12 protein-coding genes are annotated in these 16424 nt (G+C 41.2%); 10 read left to right on the top strand and 2 right to left on the bottom strand.

Translation table 11 applies throughout. The annotated features are described in order from the left end of the window. The first annotated feature begins 133 nt into the window (after positions 1-133). The 8 genes from glpT to ACYQ3L_RS13855 all read left to right on the top strand — a co-directional run bounded on the left by glpT (position 134) and on the right by ACYQ3L_RS13855 (position 11437). Positions 134-1471, top strand: coding sequence for a glycerol-3-phosphate transporter (gene glpT, locus ACYQ3L_RS13890; RefSeq protein ID WP_379994013.1), 1338 nt, complete (start codon positions 134-136; stop codon positions 1469-1471). Between the two features lie 140 nt (positions 1472-1611). Then, a complete protein-coding gene (locus ACYQ3L_RS13885) occupies positions 1612-1974 on the top strand; it encodes a hypothetical protein (protein WP_379994012.1) in 363 nt (120 codons plus the stop codon). A 248-nt stretch (positions 1975-2222) separates the two neighbouring features. Continuing rightward, on the top strand, positions 2223-2582 hold the full coding sequence (locus tag ACYQ3L_RS13880) for a hypothetical protein (protein WP_379994011.1): 360 nt from the start codon (positions 2223-2225) through the stop codon (positions 2580-2582). Positions 2583-2629: 47 nt separating this feature from the next. Continuing rightward, the gene (locus ACYQ3L_RS13875) at positions 2630-2743 is read left to right on the top strand and encodes a hypothetical protein (protein WP_379994010.1); all 114 of its coding nucleotides are present in this window, start codon (positions 2630-2632) and stop codon (positions 2741-2743) included. Positions 2744-2777: 34 nt separating this feature from the next. Beyond that, positions 2778-4766, top strand: coding sequence for a calcineurin-like phosphoesterase C-terminal domain-containing protein (locus ACYQ3L_RS13870; protein WP_379994009.1), 1989 nt, complete (start codon positions 2778-2780; stop codon positions 4764-4766). A 30-nt stretch (positions 4767-4796) separates the two neighbouring features. Continuing rightward, entirely contained in the window at positions 4797-8072 is a 3276-nt protein-coding gene (locus ACYQ3L_RS13865) for a SusC/RagA family TonB-linked outer membrane protein (protein ID WP_379994008.1), read from the top strand. A 20-nt stretch (positions 8073-8092) separates the two neighbouring features. Continuing rightward, positions 8093-9901: a RagB/SusD family nutrient uptake outer membrane protein gene (locus ACYQ3L_RS13860; RefSeq protein WP_379994007.1), complete on the top strand. Its 1809-nt coding sequence runs from the start codon at positions 8093-8095 to the stop codon at positions 9899-9901. A 33-nt stretch (positions 9902-9934) separates the two neighbouring features. Next, positions 9935-11437: a BACON domain-containing protein gene (locus ACYQ3L_RS13855; RefSeq protein ID WP_379994006.1), complete on the top strand. Its 1503-nt coding sequence runs from the start codon at positions 9935-9937 to the stop codon at positions 11435-11437. A gap of 775 nt (positions 11438-12212) precedes the next feature. Here ACYQ3L_RS13855 and ACYQ3L_RS13850 read toward each other — a convergent pair. Further along, positions 12213-12626 carry an IS66 family transposase gene (locus ACYQ3L_RS13850; RefSeq protein ID WP_379994004.1) on the bottom strand — a complete coding sequence of 138 codons (414 nt, stop codon included), beginning with the start codon at positions 12624-12626 and terminating at the stop codon, positions 12213-12215. A 578-nt stretch (positions 12627-13204) separates the two neighbouring features. Between ACYQ3L_RS13850 and lipA the strand changes: the two genes are divergently transcribed. Then, entirely contained in the window at positions 13205-14047 is an 843-nt protein-coding gene (gene lipA / locus ACYQ3L_RS13845; protein ID WP_379994003.1) for a lipoyl synthase, read from the top strand. Between the two features lie 2 nt (positions 14048-14049). Then, positions 14050-14460: a secondary thiamine-phosphate synthase enzyme YjbQ gene (locus ACYQ3L_RS13840; RefSeq protein ID WP_379994002.1), complete on the top strand. Its 411-nt coding sequence runs from the start codon at positions 14050-14052 to the stop codon at positions 14458-14460. Here ACYQ3L_RS13840 and ACYQ3L_RS13835 read toward each other — a convergent pair whose 3' ends face one another. Further along, positions 14461-16386, bottom strand: coding sequence for an alpha-amylase family glycosyl hydrolase (locus ACYQ3L_RS13835; RefSeq protein ID WP_379994001.1), 1926 nt, complete (start codon positions 16384-16386; stop codon positions 14461-14463). It lies immediately after the preceding gene. Positions 16387-16424 lie beyond the last annotated feature (38 nt).

Raw genomic sequence — 16424 nt, 5'->3', positions numbered from 1 at the left:
TATTATTATTTTATTTCGAAAAAATTCGTTTCTTTGTGAATGACTTTCGATTTAATTTCGATAAGATATTCGTTGACTTTTTTATCATGTGTACTAATAAGCTTAAATACAAAACCAATTTACGATTAATATCATGTTCAATTTTTTAAAACCACCAGCACACAAAGATTTATTACCCAACGAAAAAATAGATAAAGAATATAAGAAATTACGCTTACAAGTCTTTTTGGGTATATTTATTGGTTATGCCGGATATTATTTAGTAAGAAAAAACTTCTCGCTAATAATGCCCGACCTCATAGAAGAAGGCTCCTCTAAAGCTGCTTTAGGAATCGTCCTTTCGGCGGTTTCGATTGCCTATGGTATCAGTAAGTTTATTATGGGAAGTGTTTCCGACAGGAGCAATGCCAGAATATTTCTTCCTTTAGGGCTTCTTCTTTCAGCCCTAACTCTTGTTTTTTTAGGACTAATACCTGTTCTAACTTCATCCGTAGTAGTTATGTTCATTCTATTTTTTATGAACGGATGGTTTCAGGGTATGGGATGGGCTCCTTGCGGACGTGTAATGGTACATTGGTTTTCAATCAAAGAAAGAGGGACTAAGATGTCTATTTGGAATATAGCTCATAATGTTGGCGGAGGGATAATAGGTCCTCTGGCTATTTTAGGAGTTGCTATATTCGGAGACTGGCATAGTAAATTATATTTCCCTGCCTTTGTAGCTATTATAGTTGCATTCATAGCCTATTTACTCATCAGAGACACCCCTCAATCATGCGGTTTACCAAACATAGAAGCTTATAAGAATGATTACCCGGCCGACTACTCTAAAAGTCAGGAAGAAGAACTAACTACCAAAGAGATATTTCTTAAATATGTATTAAACAACAAATTACTCTGGCTTATTGCCTTTGCTAATGCATTTATATACCTGGTGAGATATGGTGTATTAGACTGGGCTCCGGCATATCTGGAAGACGCCAAAGGTTTTTCTGTCAAAGAATCAGGATGGGCCTATTTTGCATATGAATATGCAGGTATACCGGGTACTCTCCTGTGCGGATGGATTTCAGATAAGATATTTAGAGGAAGGCGTGCTCCAGCCATTATTATCTATATGCTATTAACTATGATTGCAGTAATAGTGTACTGGAAGAATCCGGCAGGAAACATTATAGTTGATAATATCGCACTTATTGCAATTGGATTTCTCATCTATGGCCCTGTAATGTTGATAGGAGTACAGGCTCTAGACCTTGTTCCTAAAAAAGCTGCCGGTACAGCTGCCGGACTAACAGGATTCTTCGGATATTTTCTCGGAACATCGTTATTTGCGAATATAGGCTTAGGGTTTGTAGTAGAACATTTATCATGGGACTATATGTTCATCATTCTTGTTGGAGCTTGCGTTTTATCTATTCTGTTTACTGCAACTACATGGAATAAAGAAAAAGCAAGGCTTCAAAGATAAAAAAACACATTATTTAACCAATTCTTAATTAAATCTAAATTACCATACAATAAAACTCTTCTTATTTTGTGCTTCATAAAAAAAAGGAAAGTGATGCACTTAAAACAAGAATTTAATTCATTTAATCTAAACGGAATACTATGAATGTTTTTATTTTCAGATGGAATCAATCCAGAAGAGGGATAAAACTGACCTTATTACTCTTCATTATTATGGGGAGCATAACCTCAGTTTATGCCCAACAAAACGGATCTGTATCCGGGATAATAACCGACCCGGAAACATCAGAACCATTAATTAGCGCAACAGCAGTCATTGAGGAGACAAAACATGCTGCAGGTTCAATGAGTGGCTTTATTGTCAAGCAACACTGGGAAAAAGAAGGTGTGATCATTGTAAAATGCAATGACGTTCCGAATCCAAAAGTGAAATTCCATACAGAGGGTTGGAAGATTAGAACTAACATATCGAATTCGAAACAAAGAATTCAATTATTTATTTAATAATTAATATGTTATAAAAAAAGGGTTCCATTATTTGTATTACTCTTCGTGATGTATTCTATCTCTTATGCTCTAGTGAAGGTAATAGCCCACCGTGGTTATTTGATGACACAGGGGGCGGCTCAAAACTCTCTGTCTTCTTTTATAAAGGCTGATTCTATGGCTCTATTAGTTCTGAATTTGATGTTTGGATGACAACTGATGGAAAATTAGTCGTCAATCATTATATAAAGTTCAAAGGGGTTAATATGGAAACTACACCATTTGCTAAAATCTGTAAAGTACGCTTGGATAACGGAGAACAAATTCCCACTCTTGATGAATATTTGAAAGTGGCGGCAAGTAAACCGAATACTCGTGTTATTCTGGAAATGAAATCTCTGACAGATCTTTCCAGAAAAGATGAATCTGCGGCAAGAATTGTCAAAGCTTTAAAGAAGTACAAATTGTTGGATCGTAAGGACATCTTTGCGTTTTCCCTTAATGCTTGTTTGGCTTTCAAAAAACTACTGCCCAATACCAAAATTTATTATTTGGATAGGGTTTATCTCCGAAGAAAATCAAGAAACTTGGTTTGGCAGAGATTGATTATTCGGCAGATGTATTAAGACAGCATTCCGAATGAGTAAAGGAAGCACAGCAATTAGGTTTGGAAGTGAATGTCTGGATAGTTGACAGGGATGAGGACTTGAAATATTTTATAGGACTGGGGGTAGATTACATTACAACGAATAATCCGGAACGATTGCTGGAATTACTTGCTAAATAAGAAAATATACTTTTAAATTATTGAATTGAGTGACATGAAAAATAGTAGTATTAGAAATATTGAAATATATTTATTGGGGTTGGTACTAGTATCCATTTTACCATTGTATGGTTGCAAGAGTGGGAACGGTACAGAAGAACCTACGGATAATTTTGATGTACGGATTAGCCTTCCGTCCTCAATTGATATTATCAGAGGTGATGAATATGTCTTTATAGGACAAGAGGGCGTTGGACTAAAAACATCCGACTCATTCATTCTGGAGTCGGGTGGTATATCTTACATTTGTCCTATCATCGCTGTTACATCCACAAACTTTACTGTAAGGATTTCCAATGAATGTGAAACAGGTAATTACAATGTTTACCTTAAAAGGAATGTACAGAAGAAGTCTATTGGACGTATATATATTAATATTGTTGATTTTTTGTTTACGCCAGATGAAGGCACTACGATATATGGCATCGTTAAATCGGAAGAGGGTGGCGTGAAAGATGTCGTGGTTTCGGATGGTGTAGAAGTGACCACTACAGATGAAAAAGGTATCTATCAACTCAAGTCTGCGAAAAAAAGAAATTATGTCTTTATCTCTGTTCCGAGCAATTACGAAGTCCCTTCTTCAGGAGTGCTTCCTTTGTTCTCTCAGACATTAAAAGGCAATGCTAACACAGCAGAACGAGTAGACTTTACTCTCAAGAAGGTTACAGGACAAGATATTTATAAAGTCTTCATGCTTGGAGATATGCACCTTGCCGATCGTACGAATGATATTAATCAATTTAAGGATTTCACAACCGACTTGAACAATTACCGTAATGCTCATCCAAGCGAGAAAATGTATGCGATTACGCTGGGAGATATGACATGGGATTTGTATTGGTATTCAAATAAGTATTTTGAGCTTCCTAATTACCTGAATACTATTAACGGTCTTATTAAGAATTTACAGATATTCCATACTATCGGTAATCATGATTATGATTATAAGACAACGAACGATTTTAGCGCAGAGAGCAAATATATGAGTTTCATTGGACCGACCTATTATTCCTTTAATATAGGGAAGGTACATTATGTTGTCTTGGATGACATCGATTGCAACAATTATGATGGAACGGATTCGCGTAATTATTCAAAAAATCTTTTTGCTGAACAATTGACTTGGTTAACAAAAGACCTCTCTTATATTAGCAAATCCACACCGCTGGTCATCGTGATGCATGCGCAAGTATTCTATCCTTTAGAATCCGGTGATTTCAAGATTGATCATGATGTGACTAGTACCAATCAGCTTCTTAATATTGTGAAGGACTATAAGGTGCATTTTGTGACAGGACATACGCATGAGATCTTCAATGTAACGCCTGAAGCCTCTATTGTAGGCGGTAAGGAATTCTTTGAACACAACTCGGGAGCTATTTGTGCCTCATGGTGGTGGTCAAACTACTTAACTCAGGGTGTTCATATTAGTCCTGATGGCACCCCGGGCGGATATGCTATTTGGGATGTTTCTGGTACAAATATTCAATATCTCTACAAGGGTACGGGATGGACGCAGGATTACCAGTTTCGCAGTTACGACCTGAACAATGTAAGCTTCTCGTTGACGGATGTTCCGTTGATGCCTTCTAATATCTCCAGCACAGTTAAAAATAAATATATGCAGTATGTCAATGCTTATCCGGCAAACAACAATAATGAAGTACTGATAAATATCTGGAACTGGAACCCGCGCTGGACATTGACGGTGACTGATGAGTCCGGGAAAGATCTGACTCCTATAAAAGTCTGGGCATATGACCCGCTGCATATTGCTGCTCTTTCCGTGAAACGTTTCAATTCGGCTACTCTCACTGCTACTCCTAGTTTTATTACCGAAAAAGCCAGTCATTTCTTCAAGATGAAAGTAGACAATGCCAATACGGACTTGGTTATTACTGTCAAGGATGAATTCGGACACACATGGACAGAAAATATGCAACGTCCTAAGGCTTTCTCTACAGATGTCTATAAATCCAAATAAAAATTACTTTAATTTTAATACTGTAAATTTATGAAAGTACTCAAATCATTTATTTTATGGCTACTGTTAATAGTGGGGAGTGTTTCGGTTCTTTCTGCCCAGGACAGAGTAATATTAGGTCAAGTACTTGATGAGAAACAAGATCCTCTCGTGGGAGTTACCATTCAGGTCAATGGTATGACTCGAGCTACTATTACTGCAGAGGATGGTTCTTTCAGACTTCAAGTTCCATCAGAGGCTGTCATTTTGAATATCTCTTATGTGGGTTTTTTGTCCCAAAAAGTCAAGATTTCCCCAAATCAAAATGAGATTAAGATTTATATGCAAGAAGATGCTATTTTACTTGATGAAACGGTAGTTATCGGTTATGGAACACAGAAAAAGGTTAACTTGACTGGAGCCGTTACAACGGTGAGTGGCAAATCGCTCGAAAACCGAGCATCCCATTCGTTAACCAATATGCTGCAAGGATCTGTCGCAGGACTTAACATCACCACATCTTCAGGTGTACCCGGTAGTTCGCCCGATATTAATGTACGTGGTGTGACATCTATTAACGGGGCTTCGCCACTTGTGCTGATCGACGGTGCAGTTGGTGACCTGAATCTTGTCAACGCGAACGATGTAGAATCCATCTCAGTCATCAAAGATGCTTCGGCTGCTGCTGTTTACGGTGCTCGTGCGGCTTTTGGAGTTATACTTGTTACAACGAAGTCCGGATCGGCACAAGACAATAAAGCGACTGTTCGCTATAGCGGCCGCATCGGATGGGAGAGTCCAACAACTTCCACTGATTATGAGACTACCGGATATTGGTCTGTATATACCATCAACAAGTTCTGGAAGGCTGATTCGGGAACGTTGTATGTCAACTATACAGACCGTGATATGCAGCAGTTATTGGCTCGGGTGAACGATAAAACAGAGCATCCTGATCGTCCGTGGGTGGTTGAAGACGTGAGAAACGGACGGAATCAGTGGGTTTACTACGGTAACTATGACTGGTGGCACATGATGTTTTCAGATACTCATCCGGTGCAACAACACAACATCTCTATCAGCGGAGGAGCGAAAGACATCAAATACCTCGTCTCCGGAGCATATGATTATCAGAAAGGTATTTTGAAGACGAATCCGGATATCTACAAAAAATATAATCTTCGTTCAAAGATTGACTTTCGTATCAACAAATGGGCGACGATGACAAACAACACGTCATTCTACGGTTCGCAATACACTTTCCAAGGTGATGGTAGTGTAGAGAATACCATTGCATACAGCGCCAGGCATGCATTGGCCAATTTCCCGATGAAAAATCCGGATGGATCATGGCTCTACAGTACACCCTATCTGAATTATAAAGTAGCCAATGGTCGCCACATCATTGTAGGTGAAGGTTCGCACCGCAACGTAGATCGGGCGAACGATTTTTCCAACACTACCCGGCTGGTCATTACTCCGATCAAATCGTTGAGCCTTACAGCAGATTTCACTTATCGTCTGTATCAAACACGTAATACAAGCCGTTCCAATAACATGTATTATCGGGACTATCCTGACACTGAACTCGGTGTGTATGCAACCGGTGCCGGTGCCAATCGCTTAGACGAATCAGCCAATACACGCAATTACTATTCGGCGAATACTTATGCCAACTATGAACAAACGTTCAAGAATACACACCATGTATCAGGCGTAGTAGGTTTCAACTACGAAAGGTTGTATATAAAGAATCTTTCAGCAGCCGGAGAATACCTCTCTTCCACAACGCTGGATGACTTGAACCTTGTTGGTCAAAATTCGGAGGGTCAAACAATCACAGAAGTAGGTGGTGGACAGAATGAATATGCCTTAGCTGGTATCTTCGGTCGTGTTAACTACGATTACAAAGGTCGTTATCTCGCAGAGATCAGCGGACGTTACGATGGAACTTCGCGTTTTGCCGCCAGTAGTCGGTGGGGATGGTTCCCTTCCGCCTCCGTAGGTTGGCGTATTTCCGAAGAACCTTTTTTCGAGAAGACTCGAAACATCATTGATAACTTGAAGTTGAGAGCTTCTTTCGGTAGCTTGGGTAACCAGAATGTTTCTGATTATTATACTTTTATCCGAAGGGTTACGATTAATGATTTCGCCGGCTATTCGTTCAACGAAGGTAGCACCATGGGTAAATACTCATCATTAGGAGCTCCGATTGCTTCCGACTTGACTTGGGAAACAGCGGAACAATGGAATCTTGGTGTTGACCTTGGTATGTTGAACAATCGGTTGAACGTTACTTTTGACGGTTATGTGCGCAATACAAAGGACATGCTGACCGATGGTATTGAACTGCCGGCTGTGTACGGAGCCAGTGTACCGAAAATGAATACCGCCGACTTGCGCACGAAAGGTTATGAGTTGTCTGTCCTATGGAGAGACAAGTTTTCCATAGGAAATAAACCTCTGGAGTACAGCATTGGTTTCAATGTCAGTGACTACAGCAGTTATATTACCAAGTATGACAATGCAGACAAGACCTTTGCCAAGAGCTATTACGAAGGTATGCGTTTGGGCGAAATATGGGGATTCGTTACCGACGGACTGTTTCAAAGTACGGATGAGGCACAGGCTTATGCCAAAGAGGTAGATTTAAGCTATATTAATGGTCGTATCACCGGCGGTTGGCAGGCAGGTGACCTTAAGTTCTTAGATCTTGATGGAGACCACAAACTGGGTATCGGTAGCAATAATGTCAATGATCCGGGCGACCGCAAGATCTTGGGAAACTCGCTTCCAAGCCTCTCTTACGGTATCAATGTAAGTCTCCGTTGGTATGGTTTCGATACCTCGATATTTTTACAAGGGACAGGCAACCATTATTGGTATCCATCTGGGCAAACCATGCAATTCTGGGGTCCTTATTCGTATCCTTACCAGACTTATCTGCCAAAAGATTTCTTGAAAAATGTGTGGGCTGAAGATAATCCAAGTGCTTACTTCACTCGACCGATGGCATATTCAGCTACGTCAGGTCCTCTTAGCAAAGTCAATGATCGCTATCTCCAGAACATACGTTACCTGCGCCTTAAGAATCTGACAGTAGGTTATACTATTCCTATTACTTTGACAAAGAAAGTTGGCGTCGATTTGGTTCGTTTCTATTTTTCGGGTGAGAATCTTAGCTATTGGTCGCCTTTTAAGAAACGTACTAAATACATTGATCCCGAAGGAGCTTTCGTGAAAAAATTTGGTTCCGATGAGGTGGCCAGCAATGCTTTCTATCCTTGGCAGAAGACGCTGATGTTTGGTGTTGATATTACCTTTTAATTCTTAAAATTATGATTAAGATGAAACGAATTATTATAGCATCCATGACATTGCTCATGGGTTTCACGGCCTGCAATGATATGCTGGACTTGCAGCCGTTGAGTGAGATTTCCCAATCGGACTATTTCCAGACTGAGACAGATCTTCAGTTATTCAGCAATCCTTTCTACAATAATATGCTAAATAAATCACCCTACGACAGACAAAGTGATCTATATGTCTGCCAGAACCTGCCGGATGAAATGTTGGGAGGTACCAAACGTACCGTCCCCGCTTCAGGTAGTGGTTGGACATGGACCGATTTGCGACGTATGAACACGCTGTTGGCTTACGCTGATCAGTGTAAAGACGAGAATGCCGTCATTAAATACAAGGCTTTGACTCGCTTTTTCCGTGCTTTTTTCTATTTCGAGAAGGTAAAACGTTTCGGTGATGTGCCTTGGTATGAAGTTGAATTGGGTTCAGCGGATGGAGAACTACTCTACAAGGCACGCGATTCACGGGAATTGGTTATGACTCACATGATGGAAGATATAGACTATGCTATTGCCAATCTCCCAAATAAAAAAAAGGAGACAAGCAGTCCTTATCGTGTCAATAAATATGCAGCCATGGCACTGAAAGCTCAGTTCTGTTTATATGAAGGTACCTACCGGAAATATCACCAACTCAGTCTTGAAGGGCACGACTACAAGTATTATTTGGAGCAGTCGGTAGCGGCTGCGCAACTGATAATGGAGGATTCCGATTATCCTTACAAACTATATAGCACAAATCATCCTGAAAGCGATTACCTAACACTTTTTGCCGAAGAGAATGCAAATATGGATGAGTATATTCTCGCTATCAAATTTGACTACGGACTCAGCATTTACCACAACGCTACAGCTCATACGCTGGTGCCTACACAGGGACGCCCGGGACTGACCCGCAAGATGGTGAACACTTATCTGATGAAAGACGGTACGGCATTCACCAATCAGTCCGGCTGGCAGGAAATGTCGTTCATTGACGAAATGAAGAATCGCGATCCCCGTTTGTCTCAAAGCATCCGTACACCGGGCTATACGCGTATTGGTACCACAATAGTGCTGCCACCCGATCTTTCGACAAGTGTCACCGGTTATCAGCCCATCAAATTTGTGCAAGATCCAAAGGCCTCCGGCGGGAATGTCGATCGTAACGATCGCTCTACATGCGACCTTCCGGTTTACCGCTATGCGGAGGTGCTCTTGAATTATGCCGAAGCAAAGGCTGAACTTGGTACCTTGACACAAGCCGATCTGGACAAAACTATTAACCTGATTCGTCGACGCGTAGGAATGCCGGACCTTAATATGGGTACTGCCAATGCCTCTCCGGACAGATACCTGTCTGAAGCTGAGACAGGTTATCCGAATGTTGCAGGTACGAACAAGGGTGTCATCCTTGAAATCCGTCGTGAGCGGGCCATTGAACTGAACCAAGAAGGATTCCGCTTCAATGACTTGGTGCGTTGGAAAGCCGGTTATTGCATTGGCCAGTCTACTTATGGTATGTATTTTCCCGGTCCCGGAGCATACGACCTGAGTGGAGACGGAAAGGTTGATGTTACCCTCTATGCCAATGGAACACCCAAACCAACCGTTTCTTCCGGAGTAGCATATGAGATAGGAAAAGAAATAATTCTTTCCGGAGGTGATAAGGGCTACATCTACTATCATAAAAATATCGAACGTACACCTTTCAACGAGGTACGTGATTATCTCTACCCAATTCCTATCAACGAACGTTCGCTTAATCACAATCTCACGCAGAATCCGGGTTGGAATGATGGTCTCTCTTTTTAACTGAAAAATAGTAATTGAAAAAAATGCAAGATTATGAAACGTATATGTTATTATATAATGGTCTTTCTCCTGTTGGCGTCTATGAATCTCTTAGAGGGGTGCCGCGATGAAGAAAGTACACTCTCCAAAGCTGTATTGGCAAGTACTGGTGCACTGAATTTCGAAGCGACCGGAAGGTTAGAAAAAGTCATCACAGTCTATGCTGACGCTGACTGGGTGGCGGATGTTCCCGAATGGGTAACAGTCACTCCCGCTTTGGGTACCGGAACTATGGATGTTACAATTTCTGTAACTGAAAATATGCGCGGTGGTGCTGCTGACAATCCTCGCAAGACTGCTGTTGTATTCAAGGGTAGCACACTGGCAAGTAGGGCGGAAGTGATAATTTTTCAGGAAGGAGATAAATATCGCGACTGCAAGGAATATACGCTTGCGGAATTAGCGGTATTGGCAAACGAAGAGGTAGTATCAGTACCGCAAATTACAGTAACAACTGTCACTACAAAAGGTTTCATTGTTAGCGATGGAATTGTTAATATCCTTATGCAGAGTTCCTCCACTGTAAGTGTTGGCGATAAGGTTTCGGTAAAAGGAACAAAACTCTCCGATACTTATTCGCTCCCTTACGTGGAGTGTGACGAAGTGAATGTTAATTCTACGGGTGGGACGGTATCCTATCCTATTGCGACAGATATTACCGATAAGGTGAATACCTACACTTCCGCTTCGAGGGCTTTTGTTATGGTCAGCGGCATATTGAATGGTAATAATATAACGGTAGAGGGCGCAAATTATTCTGTTTCAGTGATAGATGCGCCTGAAAGTTTGGGGATTGCCTCGCTGAATGGGCATAAGGTAAAAGTTACGGGTTATTTTGCCGGTGTAGCTGCACCGGTTGTCAGATTGATAGCGACTAAAGTAGAAGACAAGGGACTTTATGAAATCATATATTTCGCTGATGATTTTGAATGGTTGCAACCTTGGGCTGAAGCAGGTACAGCCGGGCAAACTGTCGAGATGAACAACCTCGATGCCACCGCTCCACAACTGCCCACCCCGAAGATTGACGGCATTTCAGCCCTTAACGCTCTTATCGCGAAGGGTTATGAATTCCTGCGTGTCACTCCTTCGAGCACAAACGCGAGCGAATGTATCTATCTCCAGCAGAATTACCTCAAATTCGGTAAAACCGGCTATCAGGCAGGTATCATTCTTCCGAAACTTGAAGAGGATGTGCCATCCGGTGCCACCGCCGTGTTGTCGTTCGTTTGGTGCCCGATGCGCCAGGGTTCGGGTGTAATCGATCCCGTCAACCTGATCGTCATCGTTACAAACGGAAGCAACGAAACGACATTTGACGTACCCGTAGCGGGATGGGAGAGCGGTCACAGGCTCGAATGGATCGCAGCCGAAGTGCGGCTCGACGGCGTTACGATCAGCAAAGACACGCGCATCACGATCCGGCAGAGTAATTGGCAGTTAAGTACAGCCAACCGTTGGTTCCTAGATAATATCAAACTGGTAAAGGCTAACTGACAAATTGCCGGATAAATAAAAAGAGGGTGTGCCATTTTATTAACTACTGACACATCCTCTTCATTTACAAACAACATAGTGTTACGCAATAGGGTGCCAGTCCTACCGTAAGTAACTGGTATTTAGTAAACTATTGAAATATATACACTAATAAGGTCACTAAGACTGGTTTTTATATTAATGAAGGCTTTTGTCAGACCAAGATAATACTCTTGTCCTCAAATAAGTATTTCGATATTCCTTTAGGTGCTTATTGTACATTTAAAATGAGCAATACGCTTTATGTATAATCGGCGCTTTAAATCGTACAAATAAAAAACAAATCGTATAAATTTAGATAATTGGGCGAAACCTCACTTTTGGAAGTTTCGCCCTTTCTTTCAATCTTTGACAGACTTATGAAATCGACTGGACAACTATATCTTTTGTAGACAACATTTTACCATTAATTTTGTAGAAAAAGATTATGGCAATGGAGCTTTCTCACGGAACAAATATCGATGATATGATACGCTTATATGTCATACCACCGACCCAAATGAAACGATTGTTAAAGGTAGCATCTGTTCCGTTTTTTACCTTCTGTACAAAGAGTACAACAAGGTCTTTGTTTCTTTTTTCATCAAACAAAAATATAAAAGGGTCTGCCACTGGTAAGCGTCTCGAGGATGACATAAGAAATTTGTTAATACCCCCTTGGATTAAGTATAAAAACTATCCCCGATTCGTATTAATATTGCAAACCGGGATAGCTTTTGGCCTTGAGTACAATGTTTTATTTATGCCATCTATCAGGCAAGGGATTGCGGTAATGCTCAATAGGAGTTGTGGGTCGTAATGCGGCGACACGATTCAAAATGTCAGAGAAGTATTCAAAGAAATTTATACCTTTACAACGACAGGAACATGCTAACGAGTAATAGACCACAGCCTGATCGGCTCCCTTATGGCTTCCGGAGAACAAAGAGTTGCGTCGCATCAGAGAGATACTGCAGTTCACCCGTTCAACGGCATTGTTGTCGAGTTGGTAGTTGGCTGCGGTAAGAATATTACCGATATCTGCCATTTCGTTCTGCATGTACGTGACGGCTTGGTAGATATCAGGGTCAGGAATGAAATTGCGGCGTCGGGCTATTTTTGAAAGCTTGTTTTGAATCCTGTCAAGTATCGGCGGCGAGTATTTCTGCATGAAATGCAGTTCCTTTTCTTCGGTCCATCCGTCTTTTCCGATTGCATGGAGGTGATTATAATGATAAGTTTTTTTGGGGCATTTGACTAACTGCTTTCAAATTGCTTTATTTTATGGGTATAATACCTTTATTTTACCACCTTATTGCTTACATATTGCCTGATATAACAAAATGGTGCTTACAAATTGTAAAATTCTTATAATAATTGTCCACTTGAAGACTTGGTTTGTCTATAAATAAAATCAGGATATACTGTATTCTTTCCGCATATCCTATCTATTGCCTAATATCTTTTTCATATTGATTTTAATTTCCGTAAAACTTTTTACTGCGTATGCCGTTTTATGGATGTAGTTTTGTAAAGTTTGTGTTAAGGCCCCGGAGTTAACGAAGTGATTTTGTGAACTTCCTTTTTTGCTTAGATTGGGAAATGAGGTTCCGTTTCTAAGTTTTGTATTTTGTTCATCTATCAATGATAGTATAAATAGATGACTTTTTAACCCTTACTATTTTCATGGGAAACATTCTAAGGCTTATCTTTGTTTTATATTTTCTAAAATCATAATTCACAATATAGATGGAACATGTAAAAAAACCGGACTGGTTGAAAATAAAACTGGGAGGTAGCGATCATTTCTCCGAAACTTTAAATATAGTAGAATCACATGGATTACATACGATTTGCACCAGCGGACGTTGCCCTAACATGGGTGAATGCTGGGGACGGGGAACCGCAACATTTATGATCGGCGGTGATATTTGTACCCGCTCGTGCAAGTTCTGCAATACAAAGACCGGACGTCCACTGGCTTTAAACCCTTTCGAGCCGGCTAATGTAGCCAAATCTATACAGCTGATGGGACTTAAGCATGCAGTAATAACTTCGGTAGACAGAGATGATCTCCCGGATCAGGGAGCCCAGCACTGGGTAGATACCATCAACAAGGTGCGTCAGGTAAATCCCTCTACTACTATCGAAGTGCTGATACCTGATTTTCAGGGTAAATTTGAACTGGTAGATATGGTATGCAAGGCTGCACCCAATGTTATATCACATAATATGGAAACGGTGAGAAGCCTTACCCCGAAAGTACGCAGCGCGGCAAAATACGATGTAAGCCTGTCGGTATTGAAACGTATTGCGGATAATGGACTGAAAGCTAAATCGGGAATGATGGTCGGTTTGGGAGAAACTACCGAAGAAATATTTCAGTTAATGGATGATCTCCGTGCATCGAACTGTTCGGTGTTGACTATCGGCCAATATCTGCAGCCATCGCGCAAGCATTTGCCAGTGGTTTCATATATCCATCCGGACGAGTTTAAGCGTTTCAAGGAAGTTGCCCTAAGCAAAGGATTCGATTATGTGGAGAGCGGGCCATTGGTACGATCGTCTTATCACGCCGAAAACTGCTTGTGATCATGGCCGGTCAGGTAGAATTCTCTTTACAACCCCGCAACAGGGGGTTTCATCTGATAACGGAAGAAATAGTCCGGAACCTGCCCGCTTTACCTCAGGCAGGTTTACTACATCTATTCATAAAACACACTTCAGCAGCTCTCACTATTAATGAGAATGCCGACCCGGATGTGCGGGAAGATATGGAATCAATCTTCAATCGCCTGGTACGTGAACGCGAACCTTACTATGTGCATACTATGGAAGGTGATGACGATATGCCTGCACATGCAAAGACGACTCTTGCAGGGGTTAGTCTTACTATACCGATTACAAAGGGCCGTCTTAATATGGGTGTCTGGCAGGGAATCTATTTGTGCGAGTTCCGCAACCACGGGGGCAGCCGCCGTATTGTGGCGACCATTATCGGATGATTACTTGCTGAAATACAAATAATATTCACCCGGGTTCAATGTTATTTCTTGCGTTAATCCGGTCACAACTAATGTCTTGTCTGTAAAATAGTCCTGCCATGTTCCTGTCTTGCCAAAGTTTACAGTTGCAGTTGCAGGGACAATGTCGAAATTGGCGATAGCGCATACATAACCACCAGCCGACTTCAGTAGTATTTGCTTGAAATTATCGGCAATGCCTATGGTATAATCAGTTGTGGAGAAAATAGGATTGGTCGTATGCAGTTTGTTCATTTCGGCATATACATCATACAAGGCTTTCCTGTTTGTATCTTCTAAATAATCCCATTTGATTGGTTTCTTAGCTGTACGAAAACGCCCGTCTTCATAGTCGCTTGTCCAGTAGCCGTCTTCACGGGAATTGATAGAATAATCATATCCCAATTCGCCGAACTGCCAAATCATCTTCGGACCGGGAAGTGACATCAGGATTACAGCGGCAGCCTCTGTGCGTGCCAATCCGACGGCCGGTTCCTGCACATTGTAAAGAGGGTTGTCCTTATAGCCATAGCTATTGTTTTTGAACATGATGCGTTCTTCGTCGTGGCTTTCCATATAAGCCACCAGGTTTGGTTTTGTCCAGCCTCTTTCCGCATATGAGGCCCAGCTGATATCCCCGTTTTGTTTGTTATAGTCACCAATATATTTACCCCAGCCCATAGTCGCTTCATTGAAGTTGTAATTGATATTGCCCCATAGATAGATTCCATAATCGGCTAATACCTTCTCTTCGCTGTTATCAGCCAGATGTTCAAAAATGATAATTGCATCAGGATTCCGTTTGCGAATCTCATCCACCATCCTTTTCAAGATATTGATACGGGCCTGATCTAATGCATTGCCATCTCCTTTTGTATTAGTAAAGCCTTTTGTGAAATCGAAACGGAATCCGTCTACCTTATACTCCTTCATCCAGTACGAGCATACACTGTCTACGAAAGCCTGGGTATATTTGCTTTCATGATTGAAATCATAACCCCAGGAATAAACGGGATTTGGAGATTCCTTGTTATACCATGGGTTATCCTCGATATTATCATCATTATCGTTCTTATACATAGTGACCATAGGGCTTTGACTAAAACTGTGATTCAGTACCATGTCCATGATTACAGCTATACCATTTGCATGGCATTCATCTATAAAAGCTTTATAATCATTCGAGGTACCATATGCCTTATCCGTGGCGAAGTAGAAAGACGGATTGTATCCCCAACTGTCATTCCCTTCAAACTCATTGAATGGCATCAGTTCAATAGCATTTACTCCCAGGTTCTTTATATAATTAAGTTTCTCCTGCACTCCTTTTATACTCCGTTTCTCCGTAAAATCACGGATAAGCACTTCATAGACAACCATGTTCCCAGGATTCTGAGGGCTAAAATCCGATACCTTCCAAGAGTATCCGGCAGGTGAAGTGTTTACGACCATAGACAGGCCTGTTGTTTTTGTTGTCGGTGTAATCAGACCCGGATATATATCGTATTCCATGTTTATATACCGATCGTTTTGCGGATCTGATATTTTGGAAGCATAAGGGTCTGCGACTCTTATTTTATTATCAATCAAATACTGGCATATATATTCTTTGCCTTTCTCCAAACCTCCGATCTTTATCCAGAACCGGTCATCTTTCTGATTCATTTTGTATGCCTCAGACACTCTCCAGTCGTTGAAATCACCTATGAGATATACTGATTGCTTACCCGGCGCAAATAATACAAAAGCTAAAGAATCGTCACTGATAACGGTTATACCATCTCTCAGATCTCCGATAGAAGAACCTGACGTTGGTGGTTCGGGAACCACTGGTACAACAGGGTCATCATTATCACTGCATCCGGCAAATATTAATAGAGACAGGAAAATAAAATGAAGATTTTTCATGATTAAAATTAGATTGAATTATCAATAGAATGTAACCG

The organism is Dysgonomonas termitidis, from assembly GCF_054657735.1.
The sequence above is the reverse complement of the archived record's forward strand: the minus strand, read 5'-3'. Positions and strand labels throughout refer to the sequence as shown.

Excerpts from the sequence above, each read along its gene's own strand:
- ACYQ3L_RS13855 (WP_379994006.1), top strand. The coding sequence starts at position 9,935 with ATGAAACGTATATGTTATTATATAATGGTCTTTCTCCTGTTGGCGTCT.
- ACYQ3L_RS13880 (WP_379994011.1), top strand. The coding sequence starts at position 2,223 with ATGGAAACTACACCATTTGCTAAAATCTGTAAAGTACGCTTGGATAAC.
- ACYQ3L_RS13835 (WP_379994001.1), bottom strand. The coding sequence starts at position 16,386 with ATGAAAAATCTTCATTTTATTTTCCTGTCTCTATTAATATTTGCCGGA.
- ACYQ3L_RS13885 (WP_379994012.1), top strand. The coding sequence starts at position 1,612 with ATGAATGTTTTTATTTTCAGATGGAATCAATCCAGAAGAGGGATAAAA.
- ACYQ3L_RS13850 (WP_379994004.1), bottom strand. The coding sequence starts at position 12,626 with ATGCAGAAATACTCGCCGCCGATACTTGACAGGATTCAAAACAAGCTT.
- ACYQ3L_RS13870 (WP_379994009.1), top strand. The coding sequence starts at position 2,778 with ATGAAAAATAGTAGTATTAGAAATATTGAAATATATTTATTGGGGTTG.
- ACYQ3L_RS13860 (WP_379994007.1), top strand. The coding sequence starts at position 8,093 with ATGAAACGAATTATTATAGCATCCATGACATTGCTCATGGGTTTCACG.
- lipA (WP_379994003.1), top strand. The coding sequence starts at position 13,205 with ATGGAACATGTAAAAAAACCGGACTGGTTGAAAATAAAACTGGGAGGT.
- glpT (WP_379994013.1), top strand. The coding sequence starts at position 134 with ATGTTCAATTTTTTAAAACCACCAGCACACAAAGATTTATTACCCAAC.
- ACYQ3L_RS13840 (WP_379994002.1), top strand. The coding sequence starts at position 14,050 with ATGGCCGGTCAGGTAGAATTCTCTTTACAACCCCGCAACAGGGGGTTT.
- ACYQ3L_RS13865 (WP_379994008.1), top strand. The coding sequence starts at position 4,797 with ATGAAAGTACTCAAATCATTTATTTTATGGCTACTGTTAATAGTGGGG.